The following is a 16,042-nucleotide window of genomic DNA, read 5'->3' as shown; positions in this document are numbered from 1 at the left end:
AGCGGCGAGAAATTACTTTGCTTCACTGCCAACACTCCGATAAGGAGAATTATGAATCACCGTCTTATTTCACCACTTACAACTGGCAGACGTATCGTCACGTGCGCGCTAATCGTTATCTGCTGCTGCACTGCGGCCCTGGCCGTTGTATCTGGCTCTGATACCGCACCGCCATCAATGTCACCAGAGTCCTCTTCATTTCAGCGTCCTGCAGAATGGGCAGCTTATCGCCCCGCGGTGCATTTGACACCGGCCAAACACTGGATGAACGATCCTCAACGCCCTATTCTGATTGACGGTGTCTGGCACTATTATTACCTTTACAATGCTGATTACCCCAAGGGAAATGGCACCGAATGGTACCACGCAACGTCGAAAGACCTTGTGCACTGGCAAGACCAGGGTGTTGCGATCGATAAGTATAAAAACGGTCTTGGCGATATTGAAACCGGTAGTGCAGTAATTGATGTAAACAACACAGCCGGATTTGGTGCCGGCGCTGTTATTGCTATCATGACTCAGCAGCACGAGGGCGTGCAACGCCAGTCATTGTTTGTTTCAACAGATGGCGGCTACCGATTTAAGGCGTATCATGGCAATCCTGTGATGGACAACCCGGGAGCCAGGCATTGGCGAGACCCTAAAATTATCTGGGACGATGCACGGAACAGATGGCTGATGGTACTGGCCGAGGGTCATAAAATCGGCTTTTATACATCGCCTGATTTAAAGCACTGGGTTTATCAGTCTGGCTTTGAACGCAACGATTTAGGCATTCTGGAATGTCCCGATTTATTCCTGATGTCGCTTGATGGTGATCCTGCAAACACACGCTGGGTTCTGGCAACCGGTGCCAATGGGTTTGAAAAAGGCATGACTACGGGAACCTTATACTGGACCGGAGAGTGGGACGGAGAGCAATTCACTGCCGATCAGAACGAGCCTCAGTGGCTTGACGCCGGCGCTGACTTTTACGCTGCAGTAACCTGGGAGGACCCTCGCCAGAGCGATGCTGAGCGGCTAGCCTCCCGTTATGCTATTGGCTGGTTAAATAACTGGGCCTACGCCACTCAACTACCGACCTCAGACTGGCATGGTGGTGCTAATTCGGTAGTAAGACGAATTGAACTGCGTACCATTGATGGTAACCCCCGGCTTGTCTCACGTCCGGTCAAAGCGATTGACCAGCTAGAGGGGACTGCTGAGAAACGCACTGATCTGAAAGTGAGAGATGCATCAACACTGACATTATTTCACCCGACATCAGATGCCTATCGTCTTCGGGTTAAGCTTGATGAAGCCTCCAGTGCTAATGAAGTCAGATTTCGTCTGATGGAGAGCGATGAGCACGCGGTGATCGTGGGATATAACTTTGATAAGGGTACTGTTTTCGTTAAGCGAGATAAAGATACCATCGCTGAGTCAATGCCCGATATTTATCGTGAGGCTCGACACGCCAAGGTTTCGGCGCGAGACGGAGTGGTGGCACTGGATATCATTGTTGATACAAGTTCTATTGAGGTCTTTGTGAATAATGGAGAAGCTGTGCTTTCCAATCTTGTATTCCCTGGACCCGGCGCTAACGAATTGTCGGTTGAGTCAGTGGGCGGTGACGTGGAGCTGAGTACCGTGGCGTTATCGCCTTTACAGGTTGCCCCGGTACAACGTACTGAAGACGCTGAATTCTAGCCAACAATTCTAGATCGTTATGCGAGCATTCCCGGCTGAACAGACCGGTTTTTGTGGTTTTACAATAAAGCCAATGGGAGCAGGCGCTACTGTCAATTATCAGGGGCGAGCGCTTGTGGGTGGCCCGGATTGCTCTAAAGTTAAATTCAAGCATGGACAGTCACTTTAATCTAGGCTGAACGTAGGGGGCCTGATAAATCTTTTACCCAATAATGCCTGCGGCACTGTTCGCTTGTATTCGCGCTTTGTGCTTAAGCGCTGCCCGGAACTCTTTTCATAAAAAAGCATCTACTTAATAGCACTTTTGGCTGTTTTGTCTGTGTGCCTATTTTTTATTGCACCATTTGAGCTATCATTTCCAAGAAGTAGGTGGTCTTGAACTCAGCGTCAGGCGTAACTGGTGTGTAGTCTTGGAGTTACAATGAGTAAAAGGAGTCGAGGTATCGTTAATGAACAGCACAGGCTGGCTAATTTACACAGTTTTAATCTGGACACCGCCTCGAGCCCCGAGCTGGATCAGCTCACCCAGTTAGCTTCAAAAATTTTTGATGCACCTATCGCACTTATATCATTGGTCGATGAGTCCCGGCAGTTTTTTAAATCCAGAGTGGGTCTGGATATCTGTGAAACGCCGCGAGATATTTCTTTTTGTACACACACCATCGCCACACCCGATGACAAGCCTTTGATTATTCACGATGTGAGCGTTCATCCCACCTTTGTGAACAATCCGCTGGTTACTGGCCCTCCCTTTATCCGTAGTTATTTTGGCTGTCCGCTGCTGTCCCGTGAGGGCTTTAAAATAGGGACACTTTGTATTATCGATACCAAAGCCAGGCCCGATTTCGACGAAAAAGATGTTGCGATGCTGGAGAACATGGCCGGTGTGGTTGCAGATAAGCTGGAGCTTTGGCGCCTGAGTCACTTAAATGGTGTCAATCAGTCCCGCTGGAAAAATATCGCTGCCACCTCACCTGATGCCATTATTTGTACCAATCTTAAAGGCTTGATTGAGTTTTGGAACGGGTCAGCTGAAGAGCTGTTTGGCTACACAGAACGTGAAATTCTGCATACCAGCGTAAGTCGGCTCACAGATCAGTCAGGCGAGGCCTTGTATGCCAGTAAGAAAGCAATGCTTGAATCGGGCCAAAACAGTTTTGATAGCAATCTGCAGATCACAGCAAAAAGAAAAGATGGGACTACATTTCCGGCTGAATTGTCTTTTTCGACCTGGGCAGAAGGGGACAGTCACAGTATTGGTTTAATCATACGGGATATCACCGAACGAAAAAAAAATTATGCTCAGTTAAAGAGATTAGCATTAACTGATGTACTCACCGGCTTAGCCAATCGCAGCAACTGGAAGCGCGTAACACAGCAAGCGCTAGCGTCAAATCAGCCGGTCACTGTTTTACTGGCCGATTTGGATGGTTTCAAGGAGGTGAATGATACGTTGGGGCATGCTGCAGGGGACGACATTTTAAAAATAGTCGGGAATACTTTGCAGCGCTGCTGTCATATTGCATTGTCTATTGCCCGGCTCGGGGGAGATGAATTCGCCATTTTGTTGCCGCCGATGTCCCAATCTGAAGCTGAGATGGTGGCGCAAACGATTATTGCAGAGATAGCGGTCCCACACGAATTGCATGGGCAGCAAATTTTCGTTGGTACGAGTATCGGAATTGCGGTGTCTCCTGCGCATGGTAGCAGTGCAGAAGAATTGCTGCGCTCTGCAGACCTGGCATTGTATAAGGCCAAGGATGCGGGAAAAAATCGCTATGAACTTTATCAGCCCGAACTGCGCGCCGCGATTGACTCGCTACACCGGTTAAAGCAGGAGTTGCGTGAGGCGATACGGCTAGAGCAATTTGTGGTGTATTATCAGCCCCAATATGATCTCCACAATGGGGAGCTGGTGGGAGCAGAAGCGCTGCTTCGCTGGCAACATCCTGAGCGGGGATTATTGTCACCGGACCAGTTTATCGACGCGCTGAATAAAAAAAGTGCTAACTGGGAACTGGGTATCTGGATTTTGGGGGAAGCCTGTATTCAGGCTGCTAAATGGCAGCAGCATTGCCCCGGGCTACGTATTGGCGTAAACCTATTTGATTCACAATTTCGCAGTACCCACTTTCCGGCACTAGTTGCAGAGACACTGAAAATTACCGGGCTAGCCCCGGAACTGCTTGAGCTGGAGTTGGTTGAAACCACATTTTTGCTTAACGATACAAACACTATTAACCGGCTGAATAGCTTGAGAGATCTGGGGGTTAAGCTGGCGTTTGATGATTACGGTACCGGCTTTGCTGCGCTTAATCTGTTAAAGAGTTATCCCGTCAGCCGACTCAAAATTGATAAGTCTTTTATACAGGATATTGAAAAAGACAAAGGCAACGCATCGTTAGTAAAAGCGATAATTTATCTGGCAAAGAGCTTTGAGCTTGAGGTTATTGCTGAAGGAGTGGAAAACCCCGCTCAGATAAGATTTTTGCAGCAATTCGGGTGTGATGAAGCGCAAGGTTTTTATTATGGTGAGCCGATGAAAGCCTCGCAATTCGAGGCATTGTTTCTTTCACTTCGATCGTAGAGTTGGACAGTCACGCTTTAAATCGCTACCTGTGTAATAGTGCATCATTAAATAATCTGAGGGTTGCCAGACATATAGGTGACTGTCCGTAACGCTTTTAACGCATGTTTAGCCTTAGACTATCTTTTTGAATCCTTAACATTTTATCACAGTCATGTTTAGCACAAGCTACGCTGTGAGCGCCGCTGCTGATGCCACAAAAGCGGAGCACAAAAACAGAAGAGGCCGACAGCATAGAGCATTTTTGACCCAAGGCCGATGGCAACAGCGGCGCAAAACAAACCGCCCAGAAGTATAAGGGGCCTTATTCTTGCCGACAGCAGCCGAACTGCAGAGAGCATACTGGCCAGATAAATCAGTACAAATACGCCATTTGCCCAGCCAATCAAATCTTCCAGATTCAATTGCTCTATGTGCGTAACCGTTAAGGTAAGTGCCATAATTCCCAGCACACCTGACAGCGCTCGTTGAGGTATGCCGAAACGATTGCGGGTTTGGAAAAAGGCCGGAAGCACCTGATCATTACTCAGGCTCCAGACTAGCCGCGAGAGGCTGGCAGTATAAACATTGACGGTGGCTAAGCCTCCGGCTACTCCCAGCGCGCCAATAACATATGCACCACCGGCAGAAAAAACCTCATTAAACAAAGCCACCATGCTCAAATCATCGGTTACTGGCAGATCAACGAGCAACCAGGTACAGCCTAGGTAGATCGCGCCAACCAACACCGTGCCTACCATGATGGCTGGAACCAAATCCTGCCGTGGGTTTTTGAAATCCTCAGCAAGATGAGATATTGCCTCTATACCAAGAAAGCTCCAGAATGCGATGCCCATAGCACCTAGCACTGGGTGGATATCAAAGTGGCCTGAATCTGGCGCAGAGACCATATTCTGGGTAGGGGACTGTCCAGCGATAAGCGCAATAACGACCAGGGTGATAACCAAAGTGAGCAGCAATTGCAATGTGGAAGAGACCTGAATGCCACGATAATTAAGAAGAAATAACAGACCGATAATACCTAACTGAACTGGTAATGCCCACTGACCCGGTAATCCAAACAGCGTTTCTATAAACCAATAGGTCATAATGATAGCCGCGGGAGCTCCAAGCGGCACAACAAACAAGAACATGATGCCAATCGTTCTGCCGGCAGATTTCCCAAATGCTTTTTCTACAAAGTACGCCGGGCCACCTGCATGCGGATAGCGGGAGGATAGTTTGGCGAACACCATCGCGACAGGCAAAATGGCGATGGTTAATAGTAGCCAGCTAAGTATGGCCCAGTGCCCCGCAGTGTTGATAGTCATTTGGGGTAAGATAAAAACGCTGGTTCCCAGCAAAGTGGTAGTGAGCAAGCCTGCTCCCTGCCAGCGTCCTATTTTGTTACTTGTATGGTGCATGATGGAAAGCGGCCCTGATTGTGTGGCTTTGATTTTATGGCGTAATATACTGCTTTTTTACGTTTCAGACTGTGTGACTTTACACACATTGAGCGTGTTGTGGCCGTCATACTGACGGCATATTTGTATTTTTCCAGCAAAATGACGGAAATAAAGATGGATAAATTCGATCAGGCGATTCTCGCCCAGTTAAGACAAAATGCCAGAGCCAGTATATCGGCAATTGCTGATAAGGTGGGGTTGTCCCGCTCAGCGGTCACTGATCGTATAAAAAAGATGGAGTCCTCCGGTGTTATCAGAGGATACCAGGTGATGTTATCGGAGTCGCAAAAAGAGGGCGTGGCGGCCTATCTGGAAATTCAGCATAAACGTGCCAGATGTGCCGATGTGGTGCCTTATTTTCGGGCAATACCGGAGGTTGTGTCCTGTTATGGCGTAACAGGTGAATGTGATCTTATTGTGCTGATAAAGGCCGCAACCATGCGCCGGCTGCACGAGATTCGTGAGCATATAGATACATTTGATGACATTGCCAAAGTGAAAACGCATGTTGTCTTAAACCAGTGGCTTGGTTAGTTCCTCAATATGGACAGTCACGGTTTATACAGACACCACATAGCCGACTACTCAGATTAGACATTGAGTGGCCTGGGCTTGTGCAGAACATAGCCGTTCACTGTTCGATATTGACCTTTTGTACGATTCATTGCCTTCGTTGCCTTTAATCCCCGTTTTTCAGCCCTCATGATGTTACCTAAACGAGAATAAGTACGGTATGTATACAGCATCAGTAAAATGATGTGGTGTCGTACACAGCAAAACCAGCCTATGCGATAACTGGGGGGTGGTTGGTTAACAGCCTGCCATGCATTTCAAGCTGGCTGCACTGAACACGAGTGATAAATAGCGTTAAATTAACCAAGAAGGAGCAGTAACCTATGCAGGCGATTTTTGTTTATGGCACATTGCGGCAAGGCTTTCCTAATGAGCATATTCTTACCCGTATAGGGGGAGAGTTTGAAAATGCATGGCTAAAAGGCCGTTATATCAATGTTGGGTGGGGAGCATCGATGGGGTGTCCTGCCATGATTCCGGATCCAAATGGCGAGTCCGTACAGGGGCAGGTCTTTCGCTCAAAATATCTGGCAGATAACTGGGCTGTGTTGGATGAGTTTGAGGGGGATGAATACCAGCGCGTTATTGTTGAGGTGAATCTGGAAAGAGGTGGTACGCAGTCTGCCGCTGTTTACGTCGCTAAATCAGAACTAAATAAAGCGGTCAGTTAAATGGCTAGTTTTATATGAACTAGGCGAGTGTGGCGTGACTGTCCGGTTGGGAAAGTGCCTGTCCATGTTTGAAGGCGAATGTGGCGTGACTGTCCGGTTAGAAAAGTGACTGTCCACGTTGAAGGCGAATGGGGAGTGTCTGTCCTGTTAGAAAAGTGACTGTCCACGTTTGAGGCGAATGTGGCGTGTCTGTCCTGTTAGAAAAGTGACTGTCCACGTTTGTGGCGAATGTGGCGTGTCTGTCCGGTTAGAAAAGTGACTGTCCACGTTGAAAGTGAATGTGGCGTGTCTATCCGGTTAGAAAAGTGACTGTCCACGTTGAAAGCGAATGTGGCGTGTCCGTCCGGTTATAAAAGTGCCTGTCCACGTTGAAGGCGAATGGGGAGTGTCTGTCCGGTTGGAAAAGTGACTGTCCACGTTGAAGGAGAATGTGGCGTGACTGTCCGGTTGGAAAAGTGACTGTCCACGTTGAAGGCAAATGTGGCGTGTCTGTCCTGTTAGAAAAGTGACTGTCCACGTTTGAGGCGAATGTGGCGTGTCTGTCCGGTTGGGAAAGTGACTGTCCATGTTTGAGGCGAGTGTGGCGTGTCTGTCCTGTTAGAAAAGTGCCTGTCCACGTTTGAGGCGAATGTGGCGTGTCTGTCCTGTTAGAAAAGTGCCTGTCCACGTTTGAGGCGAATGTGGCGTGTCTGTCCGGTTGGGAAAGTGACTGTCCATGTTTGAGGCGAGTGTGGCGTGTCTGTCCTGTTAGAAAAGTGCCTGTCCACGTTTGAGGCGAATGTGGCGTGTCTGTCCGGTTGGAAAAGTGACTGTCCATCTATCTACAACGGTTTTAACGTGCATTCAAGGTTTGGGGAAAACAGGCCGCAACAAAATGCGGCCTGTGGAGGTTAGTTGTATGCAGCTTTGAACCAGGCATCCAGTTGTTGACGCTCTTGTTCTGTCATACCGGTTTTGTTCATAAAAGGCATATCCCTGGTCACTGCTGCGCGGCGGGGTATCTGTCCGGCATAGCGCTCAATATCCTGCCAGTTATCAAACACCACACCCAGCGGGGCGATTGTGAAAATATCATCCGTTGGCTGGCGGGAATGGCAGCTGGAGCAGTGTTTGTCTATCAACGCCGTTATCTGCTGCTTTGATGGTACATTCTGCGCCACAGAGACCTGTGACGGTGACTGCGCATTGACAGAAGTTTCTGCCACAGTCTGTGGCCAGGATACCCACAATGTAATGGCTGCCATGGCCACAGCACCTGAAACTAATATAGATGGCTTTACTACATCCTGATGTCGCAGGTTGAAAAAGTGACGTATCCAGGCGGCTGTCGCCATCATCAGTATTAGCACCAGCCAGTTGTGAGGGTGCTGATAGGTCATAGGATAGTGGTTGCTGACCATGATAAACAGCAAGGGCAGGGTCAGATAGTTATTGTGCACTGAACGCAGTTTTGCACCCGCTCCCCACGCGGGATCAATATCTTTATTCTCCGCCACAGCATTTACCATTTTGCGCTGGTTGGGCATTATATTTAAAAAGACATTGGCCACCATGATAGTACCGATCAGTGCGCCGATATGAATATAGGCACCACGGCCACTGAACCACTGCGTTGCCAGATAACTGGCCACACAAATCATGGCCACCAGAGCAACGGCAAACAGTCTGGGGGTTTTAGCCAGTGGCGAGCGGCAAGCCAGTTCATACAGGGCAAAGCCCCCAAAGATCAGCGCCAGACCGAGCCCAATGGCTGTTGCCGGCGTCATTGCCTGTACCGAGGGGTCAATCAAAAAGGCCGATGCACCGAAATAGTACACAATGATCAGTAATGCAAAGCCACTTAACCAAGTGGTGTAGGCCTCCCATTTAAACCAATGCAGTGTTGAGGGCATGGTTTTAGGGCCGTACGCATACTTGGCTACTTCATAAAAACCGCCGCCATGAACAGCCCAGAGGTCGCCTTTTATCCCTTGCTCTTTCTTCCATTTCGGTGGCTCACGCAAGCTGTTGTCCAGCCAGATAAAGTAAAACGATGCGCCGATCCAGGCAATCCCCGCTACAACGTGAAACCAACGTACAAACAACGACGCCCAGTCTAACCATGGCATATTTTTATTCCTTCTTATTTTTTTCGTACTGACACACACCTGCCACCCAGGTCTGGGCAATCGCGCGGTCGTCACCAAGCATACTGAGCGCAAAAATGACATCGGCAGGTTCAGACTCATCGGCAAGTCGCAACTGAGTCAACTCATCAAACTGTGGTGATAAAATCACAAAGTCGGCCATCGTACCCGGGTTCAGGTTACCGATCTCACCGGTTAGCCCATAAGCGCTGGCAGGGCCCTGAGTCATCATGTACAGCCCTTCCAGCGGCGCCAGCGGATCGTTTTGAAGCTGAGATATTTTGTAACCTTCGCCATAAGTCCTGAGCATATTAAACGTTGTGCCGGCCCCTACGTCTGTGGCCATAACCACATCTACGTTATGCAGTCGCGGCTTCACAAAATTAAACAGCCCACTGCCTAAAAACAGGTTCGAGGTCGGACAGAACGCGGCGGCGGCCCGGGCTTCGCCCATCCGAATCCATTCATCGTCGGTCAGGTGAATACAATGACCAAACACAGACCGTTCGCGCACCATATGGTATTTGTCGTACACATCCAGGTAGCCACCACACTCAGGATAAAGCGATTTTACCCACTCAATTTCTTCCAGATTTTCCGACAGGTGCGTTTGAATAAATACATCTGGATATTGCTGCGCCAGTTCGCCCAGCGCTGCCATTTGTGCTTCTGAACTGGTGGGGGCAAACCGTGGCGTCAGGGCATAGAGGTTACGACCCTGATTGTGCCATTTGTCGATAAGCCGGGCGCTGTCCTGTTGTGCGGATTGTGGGCAATCTTGCAAAAATGGCGGACAGTTTCGGTCCATACAGACTTTTCCGGCTACCAGGGCCATGTTTTTCTCAGACGCGGCGCTAAACAGACTATCAACAGCGCCGCTATGAACAGTGCCAAATACCAGCCCGGTGGTCGTTCCGTTTTTTAGCAATTGCTGCAAAAAGATCTCACTCAGTCTGGCTGCGTAGGCGGGGTCTTTAAATTTGTCCTCGGTCGGAAAAGTATAGGTTTCCAGCCAGTGCAATAATTGTTTGCCATAACGGGCAATCATTTCGGTTTGCGGATAATGCAGGTGACTGTCTATCAGGCCCGGAATGATCCACTGGCCGCGATGATCGTGAATCTGAGCCTGTGGATACTGCGCTGCAACATCTTCAAATTGTCCTACAGCAACAATACGCTGCTGTTCAATCACTAAAGCGCCATCACGAAAGCAGGCCACGTCACGGTTAAATTGTGTGGTTGGTTCAGGAAAATGAAGAATACTGGCGCGAAAAAGCTGTAATTGTGTCACTAACTGCCTCGGTAACTGCTAAAACCAAACGGGGAAATGAGCAGGGGCACATGGTAGTGGCTGGTGTCATTTCCCAGAATAAAGCTGATGTCCACGAACGGATAAAAGGTATCGCCGTGAGTTTTTAATAAATAGTCAGCGCAATGAAAGCGCAGACGATACTCGCCGGGGTGAAACCGGGTGTCGCCCCAGTCTTTACACCGGCCGTCATTGTCGGTGGTCCCCTTTATGGTGTCACCATCGGGGGTGTACAAGGTAATGGTCAAGTTTGCCACCGGCTTACCGGCGGTGGTATCAAGCACATGACTGGACAGAGAATGCATAAGCGGGTTCCTTAATCTGATAATCCGTTGTCAATCCGTAGCAGGGTTATATTCAGCTGATGCTGTGCTGCGGTTTTTATTTCTTCATCAGTAGGCCGGTCAAGCCTGGCTTTCAGAGCATCAAGCATGGTTTGGGCACTCAGGCCGCTGGCGCAAATAATAAATATAAAGCCGTGCCTGTCCAGATATGCATGATTCAGAGCTTTTAATTCTTGCAACACCGCCTCACTGGCATGTGATGTGCTGCTTTGCTCGTGGGAAGCCAGCGTCTGGGTGGCAGCAAATTTTTTGCGCAATGTGCTGATATCACCGATCATCGGGTGACCTTCAAAGGCTTCCAGAAAATCGGCGTTGTCCATCGCCTGCCAGTGTTGCTGAGCCTGTGATTTCACCTGTGCTTTGTCAATAAACGGGCGGCTGTCGACCATGCGCTGTACCCAGCGAGAGGCCGTGTTGGTTTGCATAAACCACTCGGTGGCCTGTGCTGTACTGCATTGATTTAACTGTTCAGGCGTCATGAGATTCCCGGGTTCTGGTGGTCAGTGTTATATCTGCCTCAGTCACTGCGTTACTGTGCAAACGTTTGATAAGCTGAGCGGTGATAGACACCGCAACCTCAACCGGGCGCTTACCCGGTACCGACAAATCACCGACCGGCGATATCAGCCGGCTCAGTTGGCGGTCGGTCAGCCCGCGGTGTGTCAGGCGGGTTAAAAAACGTCTGGCTTTAGTATCAGAGCCAATCATGCCTACAAATTCAAAGGAAAATTTGCGCAGGGCATCTTCCACAATCTGATAGTCCAGCTGATGATTATGGGTGAGCACCAACAGCCAGCTGTTTGCCGGAATACGCGGCAGTACCGACTCTGGCTCGTCATCCACCACAATGTGCACATTGGAAGAGATACTGAGATTGTCGAACATGGCCTGGCGGCTGTCTACCCAGGTTATTTGCAAAGGCAGTTGTGCAAGCAGGGGCACCAGAGCCTTGGCCACATGTCCTGCACCAAACACAGTGACATGCTGACCGTGGCAGGCTTTTACCTCAAACAAAATTTTTGCTGCGCCGCCACAACACTGGCCCAGTTTTGCACTTAGGGGGAATGACTCTATGAGGGGGGCAGGCTGTCCATGCATTACCGCGCCGGCCAGCTGTTCGCGGGCCTGAGCGATAACCGCATGCTCCAGATGGCCGCCGCCGATCGTGTCATACTGACTATCGGCGGTGACTACCATTTTAGCGCCCGCTTCGCGGGGTGTAGAACCGGCCACACTGAGCACGGTAATCAAGACATAGCTTTCACCCATTTGCTGGCAGCGGTGCAGGGCGTCAAACCAGGTGTCAGGTCTCATAACACCACCGCCTGCGCCTGCATCACCGCATCGAGCACGCGCTCCGGCGTGGCCGGGGTGTCGAGTTGTGGATCCTCACGGTAGCCGGACAGGCTACTGATCGCATCTTTGAGCGCACACCAGACCGAAATGCCCAGCATAAACGGAGGCTCGCCCACGGCTTTTGAATGATAAATACTGTCCTCGGCATTGGGCCGGTTAAACAGTTCAACATGAAAAGCGGTGGGGGTATCACCGATGGCCGGTATTTTGTAGGTGGCCATATTATTGCTGATGATGCGGCCTTCTTCATTCCAGCGCATGTCCTCGGTGGTCAGCCAGCCCATTCCCTGAATAAACGCGCCCTCAATCTGACCTTTATCAATCGCCGGGTTCAGGCTGGCTCCCACATCGTGCAGAATGTCCACCTGAGAGACTTTATACTCGCCGGTCAGGGTATCGACGCTGACTTCACTAACCGCCGCGCCGTAGGCAAAATAGAAAAACGGCCGACCACTGCCGGTGTCCCTGTCGTAAAATATTTTGGGCGTTTTGTAATAGCCAGTGGCCGACAGCGAAATCCGCTCCAGATACGCTTGTTGTATCAGACTGACAAACTCAATACTGTTACCCTGAATATGCAGCTCGCCATTGCGAAAACAGGTATCTTCGGCCGGCAGGCCAAGTTGCTCTCCAAACAGTGCCGCCAGTCTTTGCTTCAGTGTGATGCAGGCATTTTGTACGGCTTTGCCGTTCAGATCGGTGCCCGACGATGCTGCGGTAGGAGATGTATTGGGTACTTTGTCGGTACGCGTTGATGTCACTTCAATCATGTCCAGCGGTACACCAAATTCGTGAGCCGCGATCTGGGCAATTTTGGTGTGCAGGCCCTGGCCCATTTCGGTACCGCCATGGTTTACCTGAATGGTACCGTCAGTATAAATGTGCACCAGAGCGCCTGCCTGATTTAAGTGTTTGGCGGTAAAAGAGATTCCAAATTTGACCGGTGTCAGGGCCAGGCCTTTTTTGACTACCGGACTGGTTGCATTAAATGCCCGGATCGCTTCACGACGTGACCAATAATCACTGGTTGTTTCAAGCTGACTAATAAGCTCAGGCAGCAGGTTGTGTTCAATTGGCATACCGTATGGCGTAGTGTTGCCGGTATCCTCACCATACAGATTGCGTTTTCTGATGGTCAGCGGATCTTCACCCAGACGCCGGGCTATTTTATCAATCATGGACTCAGCCATAATCATGCCCTGGGGGCCACCAAAACCCCGGTAAGCAGTATGTGACACCATATTGGTTTTAAGCCGGTTGCCAGTGACTTTGCTTTGCCCTAAAAAGTAACCATTGTCGACATGGAACATGGCGCGATCAACAATGGCATCGGATAAATCCGGTGAGTGTCCACAGTTTCCGTTAACCTCAAATTCACTGGCTTTAATCACTCCCTGTTCATCAAAGCCAACCCGATACTTATTTTCAAACGGGTGACGTTTGCCGGTGACCTGCATATCCTGACTACGCGGCAGGCGTAGTTTCACTGCCCGGCCGGTTCGACTGGCCAGTACCGCAGCCAGGCACGCCCACTGCGCCGCCTGAGTCTCCTTACCGCCAAAGCCGCCGCCCATGCGCCGCATATCCACGGTCACCTTGTGCAGGCCGACACCGAGCACCTCAGCAACCAGTTTTTGTACTTCGCTGGGGTGCTGGGAGCTGGTGTAAATCAGCATGCGGTCGTCTTCTTCAGGAATTGCCAGCGACACCTGACCTTCCAGGTACATATGCTCCTGAGCGCCGATCGACAGCGTTCCGCTGACCTGTAGGTCGCAGTTGCGCAGGGCGTCTGTTGACGCTCCGCGATGAAACTCATGGGGCGGACGCACATGCGATTGAGCTGCCAGCGCCTCAGCCACGGTCAGTATCGCAGCGCTTTGCTGCACTTTAATATCGCCCAGTAGTGCGGCCCGTCTGGCGTTATCTACAGTATCAGCGAGCACCGCAAATACCGGCTGGGCATAACATTTGATTTCCCCGTCGGCCAGAATCGGGTCGCCTTCGAATACCGGACCAATATCTTTGTGGCCAGGAATATCGTTCACGGTAATAACATCTATCACGCCAGGACTGTGGCGCACCGCATCAAGCGTCACTGATTGCAGAACGCCGCTGGCGCACTGACTCACGCCAACGGCAGCATGGGCGATGTTCTGAGGTTCGGGTAGGTCATCAACATAGCGTGCCTGTCCGGCTACCTGCCTGATTGCACTTTCATGCTTGCTGGGCTTATGAAGTGCGCTGGCATCAGCGCCCGCTGGTGCTGAATCAATAAGTTTACGCATGGTAGTTCACCCGTGTTTCAATGGTGGAAGAGGTTTGCTGTTGTAACCAGAATCGGTGCCATAAATTTTCCGCCAGCTGGTTGCGATAGCGCGCGGTGGCACGAACATCATCAATAGGTGAAAAGGCCGATTTCAGTGCGACTTTCCCTGCTTGTAATGTCTGCGCATCCGTCAGGGGTTTACCGGTAATGGCGTGAGCCAGCGCAGTTGCGCTAACTGGGGTTGCTGCCACACCACCAAACCCCGTGGCTACGCCAGTAACAATGCCATCATTATCAATAGCAACATTAAACACCGCGCAGACCGCAGAAATATCATCTTCGGTTCGTTTAGAGACTTTAAATGCAGCAAGCCGCTGTTGTTCGCCTAACAAAGGGATGTCAATGGCACTGAGCCAGTAACCGGGGGGCAGGGTGGTTTGCCGGTAACCGGTGAAAAACTCGTCAGCCGGCAAGCGCAGAACATGATTGCCATTATCGGCAACAAAGGTTGCGTTTAGTGCCAGCATGACCGGCGGCATATCGCCGATAGGCGAGGCGTTAGCAATATTGCCGCCTAGCGTTGCCTGATTACGTACCGGCAGTGAGGCAAAGCGTTCAAACAGCTCCTGTAGCTGAGGAAAGTGGGTTAACAGGGGCTTTTCGATATCGCTCAGGGCACATGCTGCGCCAATACGTAATCGTTGGCTATCGACACTGATTTGTTTAAGAGCGGGTATCTGACTCAAACTGATCAGGGTATCAAAGCGGCGATGTTGCTGGGTAATTTCCAGGCTCAGGTCTGTGCTGCCCGCCACCAGCGGGGCATCAGGATGAGCTGCGATACACTGAGCGAGTTGCTCCCGACTGACAGGTAGAAGCAAACCGCTTGAAGTAAGGGGATCGACATCATCGTGCAGGGCGTTTAACGCATCGATAGTGGCAGAACGCTGACGGGCAAACTGGTCGCTTTGTGGCGTAGCGCACGCTGCCAGAGTCGCGTCAATAATAGGCCGGTAACCGGTACAGCGACACAGGTTACCGGATAGCGCATAATCAACAGTATGACGGTTGATGGGGCCAGGCGCTTGTTGCTGTTGTTGATATAACGCGAACATCGACATCACAAAGCCGGGCGTACAAAAACCACATTGTGAACCATGCTCATCCACCATGGCCTGTTGCACCGGATGCAGGGTGTTGCCCTGTTTGAGGTGCTCTACCGTAATCAGCTGTTTGCCATGTAGCGAAGACATAAGCGCAATACAGCTATTGATAGAGCGGTAATGCAGACCGTGCCCGGCATCACTCAGTTCAGCTACCACCACGGTGCAGGCACCACAGTCGCCGGCTGCACATCCTTCTTTGGTGCCGGTCAGTTTTTGTTGTTCGCGTAAAAAGGACAGCACTGTCTGATTCGCATCCTGCGCTGACAGCGACATTGAAGTGTCGTTTAATAAAAAGCGAATCATGTGTCTATCCTTATTGATAATGTAAAGTCGCTGAACTGACTACTATAGCTGTAATTCTATTTCAAAAGTAGACCAAATGGTCAAATAGTTTTTGCTAAAAAAACATGTCGACTGACATGCTTGCCCTAAGTTGGTGCGTTAGTGTTTTTTATTGGTGCATAAAATGCATTAAAAGCGCAGTTTATCGGCTTGTTAGCGCATTTTGCC

General features: G+C 50.3%; 12 protein-coding genes. 4 read left to right on the top strand and 8 right to left on the bottom strand.

Features of this window, described 5'->3' with window-relative positions:
• Window positions 1-51 precede the first annotated feature (51 nt).
• Together EZV72_RS11285 and EZV72_RS11280 are read left to right on the top strand one after the other, a co-directional pair.
• On the top strand, window positions 52-1,689 hold the full coding sequence (locus EZV72_RS11285) for a glycoside hydrolase family 32 protein (protein ID WP_137167346.1): 1,638 nt from the start codon (window positions 52-54) through the stop codon (window positions 1,687-1,689).
• A gap of 421 nt (window positions 1,690-2,110) precedes the next feature.
• Window positions 2,111-4,276, top strand: coding sequence for a bifunctional diguanylate cyclase/phosphodiesterase (locus EZV72_RS11280; protein WP_137167345.1), 2,166 nt, complete (start codon window positions 2,111-2,113; stop codon window positions 4,274-4,276).
• Between the two features lie 158 nt (window positions 4,277-4,434).
• Here EZV72_RS11280 and yjeH read toward each other — a convergent pair whose 3' ends face one another.
• Complete coding sequence (gene yjeH / locus EZV72_RS11275; RefSeq protein ID WP_137167344.1) at window positions 4,435-5,679, bottom strand: L-methionine/branched-chain amino acid transporter; 1,245 nt, start codon at window positions 5,677-5,679, stop codon at window positions 4,435-4,437.
• Window positions 5,680-5,835: 156 nt separating this feature from the next.
• On the opposite strand from yjeH, the gene EZV72_RS11270 reads away from it, so the two are divergent.
• Together EZV72_RS11270 and EZV72_RS11265 are read left to right on the top strand one after the other, a co-directional pair.
• Entirely contained in the window at window positions 5,836-6,255 is a 420-nt protein-coding gene (locus tag EZV72_RS11270) for an Lrp/AsnC family transcriptional regulator (RefSeq protein WP_137167343.1), read from the top strand.
• Window positions 6,256-6,617: 362 nt separating this feature from the next.
• On the top strand, window positions 6,618-6,965 hold the full coding sequence (locus EZV72_RS11265) for a gamma-glutamylcyclotransferase family protein (protein ID WP_137167342.1): 348 nt from the start codon (window positions 6,618-6,620) through the stop codon (window positions 6,963-6,965).
• Window positions 6,966-7,855: 890 nt separating this feature from the next.
• On the opposite strand, the gene EZV72_RS11260 is transcribed toward EZV72_RS11265, so the two are convergent.
• The 7 genes from EZV72_RS11260 to xdhA are packed head-to-tail and all read right to left on the bottom strand — an operon-like array spanning window position 7,856 to window position 15,835.
• Complete coding sequence (locus EZV72_RS11260; RefSeq protein ID WP_137167341.1) at window positions 7,856-9,073, bottom strand: urate hydroxylase PuuD; 1,218 nt, start codon at window positions 9,071-9,073, stop codon at window positions 7,856-7,858.
• Between the two features lie 4 nt (window positions 9,074-9,077).
• Window positions 9,078-10,382, bottom strand: coding sequence for a guanine deaminase (guaD, locus tag EZV72_RS11255; protein WP_137167340.1), 1,305 nt, complete (start codon window positions 10,380-10,382; stop codon window positions 9,078-9,080).
• Window positions 10,382-10,705 carry a hydroxyisourate hydrolase gene (gene uraH / locus EZV72_RS11250; RefSeq protein WP_137167339.1) on the bottom strand — a complete coding sequence of 108 codons (324 nt, stop codon included), beginning with the start codon at window positions 10,703-10,705 and terminating at the stop codon, window positions 10,382-10,384. Before uraH ends, guaD begins: the two co-directional genes overlap by 1 nt.
• Window positions 10,706-10,716: 11 nt before the next feature.
• Window positions 10,717-11,223, bottom strand: coding sequence for a 2-oxo-4-hydroxy-4-carboxy-5-ureidoimidazoline decarboxylase (uraD, locus tag EZV72_RS11245; RefSeq protein WP_137167338.1), 507 nt, complete (start codon window positions 11,221-11,223; stop codon window positions 10,717-10,719).
• Window positions 11,213-12,058, bottom strand: a complete 846-nt coding sequence (gene xdhC / locus EZV72_RS11240) for a xanthine dehydrogenase accessory protein XdhC (protein WP_137167337.1) — start codon at window positions 12,056-12,058, stop codon at window positions 11,213-11,215. Before xdhC ends, uraD begins: the two co-directional genes overlap by 11 nt.
• Window positions 12,055-14,385, bottom strand: a complete 2,331-nt coding sequence (gene xdhB, locus EZV72_RS11235; protein ID WP_137167336.1) for a xanthine dehydrogenase molybdopterin binding subunit — start codon at window positions 14,383-14,385, stop codon at window positions 12,055-12,057. Before xdhB ends, xdhC begins: the two co-directional genes overlap by 4 nt.
• A complete protein-coding gene (gene xdhA / locus EZV72_RS11230; protein ID WP_137167335.1) occupies window positions 14,378-15,835 on the bottom strand; it encodes a xanthine dehydrogenase small subunit in 1,458 nt (485 codons plus the stop codon). The genes xdhB and xdhA overlap by 8 nt, the downstream gene beginning before the upstream one ends.
• Window positions 15,836-16,042: the final 207 nt, after the last annotated feature.

Source organism: Salinimonas lutimaris (assembly GCF_005222225.1).
GTDB lineage: Bacteria > Pseudomonadota > Gammaproteobacteria > Enterobacterales > Alteromonadaceae > Alteromonas > Alteromonas lutimaris.
The sequence above is the reverse complement of the archived record's forward strand: the minus strand, read 5'-3'. Positions and strand labels throughout refer to the sequence as shown.